Below are 1,519 nucleotides of genomic sequence, written 5' to 3' on the forward strand. Positions count from 1 at the left end.
CTAATTGGCCAGCTACGCAACGAAACAAGCGGCATTCGGGGGTTAGCAAAAATTAAACTACTAATCCAAAATTGCTAATGGCATCCTTTTTAGATAAATTTGAGCACTTAAACAGAACCAAAACCATCCGCAATGAATATAGACATCCGCTGGCAACAACGCTTTGAAAACTATGAAAAAGCCTACGGGCGCCTCAACGTGGCACTCATGATTTCCAACCCTTCTGACACAGAGCGTGCCGGTATTATTCAATTCTTTGAAATCACCATTGAGCTGGCATGGAAAACCCTCAAGGACTTCTTAATATCAGAAGGCTTCGAGATAAAAAGCCCAAGGGAAGCCATAAAAATTGCTTTTCAGAATGGCTATATCAATAATGGAAACACATGGATCGACGCCCTCAACAACAGAAACCTTTCGGTGCATACTTATGACGAAGAAATGGCCATCGAATTAACAGAAAAAATCAGAGTCCACTATTTCCCACTATTAACATCATTCAAAACATGGGGCGAACAGCAAATAAGCCAATAAGCATTCCGGGCATAGAAAACGACCACATGGATCTCATTTTAAAAGCCCTGAAACGATTCCCCGAAATTGAAACGGCCATTCTTTTTGGTTCCCGGGCCATGGGCAATTACAGACCAGGCTCTGATATTGATTTGGCCATTAAGGGCAGCCAAATAAACCAGGCCACATGTTCTGAACTCTCAGGCCTACTCAATGAAGAACTTCCCTTGGCATGGTATTTTGACATCATACCATTTGATACCATAAAAAACAGTAGTTTAATGGACCACATCAACCGTGTAGGTATCGAAATTTACACAAACACAAATTAGCGCGCGTTTCTCCCAGTTGGTAAATATCGAATTACTGTGCTTACTTTATTTTAAGATCGCCCGGATTTTGTCTGCAATCCCATAGAGTATGTACAATAATATTATCAGAAGTCACTTCGTAAAACAAAATAAACTTATCAACAATAAGACCGCGAATAGCTTCAAGGTCTGTTTTTATACCTATTCCAGGTTGCTTGTGAAGTAAAGCCAGTTCTTCATTAAATCTTTTGTAAAGTTTTGCTGAAAAATCTTTACTCTTATTTCGTTTTTCGTAGAAATCAAGAATTTCAAAAAGTTTGATATTGGCTTTATGTGACCAGACTATTTTGCGTTTAGCCATCTGTTAAATTCTTTGTCCATTTCAGTTTGCTCAATAAACAAACCCTTTTCAAACTGTCTTTTGGACTCGACGATTTCAGATCGTTGACCATCTGTCAAATTCAAAACCTGAGATTGAGTCTTTGCATCTAAAATTGTATTAATAGCACGCAAAAAAGATTCATCATTAATTTCAGATATTCTATGAATCAATAACTTCTTTAGCTCGATGGCTGTCATAATAAAAAAATTTAATGATTGTAAATATAACACATTCCAAAAACAATAGCACACAAGTAACCCAAAGAAAGTGTGCGTCATGGACATGGGACTATATTTTAATACAACTGGTACAA

General features: G+C 37.5%; 4 protein-coding genes. 2 read left to right on the top strand and 2 right to left on the bottom strand.

What is annotated here, in order from left to right:
- Positions 1-132 precede the first annotated feature (132 nt).
- The gene (locus JCM15548_RS20400; protein WP_062129055.1) at positions 133-534 is read left to right on the top strand and encodes a nucleotidyltransferase substrate binding protein; all 402 of its coding nucleotides are present in this window, start codon (positions 133-135) and stop codon (positions 532-534) included.
- Positions 507-845, top strand: a complete 339-nt coding sequence (locus tag JCM15548_RS20405) for a nucleotidyltransferase family protein (protein WP_062129056.1) — start codon at positions 507-509, stop codon at positions 843-845. The genes JCM15548_RS20400 and JCM15548_RS20405 overlap by 28 nt, the downstream gene beginning before the upstream one ends.
- Before the next feature lie 40 nt (positions 846-885).
- Here JCM15548_RS20405 and JCM15548_RS20410 read toward each other — a convergent pair whose 3' ends face one another.
- The gene (locus JCM15548_RS20410) at positions 886-1,185 is read right to left on the bottom strand and encodes a type II toxin-antitoxin system RelE/ParE family toxin (protein ID WP_062129059.1); all 300 of its coding nucleotides are present in this window, start codon (positions 1,183-1,185) and stop codon (positions 886-888) included.
- A partial coding sequence (locus JCM15548_RS20415) for a hypothetical protein (protein ID WP_227626082.1) occupies positions 1,167-1,519 on the bottom strand: 353 nt, incomplete at its 5' end. The genes JCM15548_RS20415 and JCM15548_RS20410, both read right to left, overlap by 19 nt.

The organism is Geofilum rubicundum JCM 15548 (assembly GCF_000974365.1).
Classification (GTDB): domain Bacteria; phylum Bacteroidota; class Bacteroidia; order Bacteroidales; family Marinilabiliaceae; genus Geofilum; species Geofilum rubicundum.

Excerpts from the sequence above, each read along its gene's own strand:
- JCM15548_RS20400 (WP_062129055.1), top strand. The coding sequence starts at position 133 with ATGAATATAGACATCCGCTGGCAACAACGCTTTGAAAACTATGAAAAA.
- JCM15548_RS20410 (WP_062129059.1), bottom strand. The coding sequence starts at position 1,185 with ATGGCTAAACGCAAAATAGTCTGGTCACATAAAGCCAATATCAAACTT.
- JCM15548_RS20405 (WP_062129056.1), top strand. The coding sequence starts at position 507 with ATGGGGCGAACAGCAAATAAGCCAATAAGCATTCCGGGCATAGAAAAC.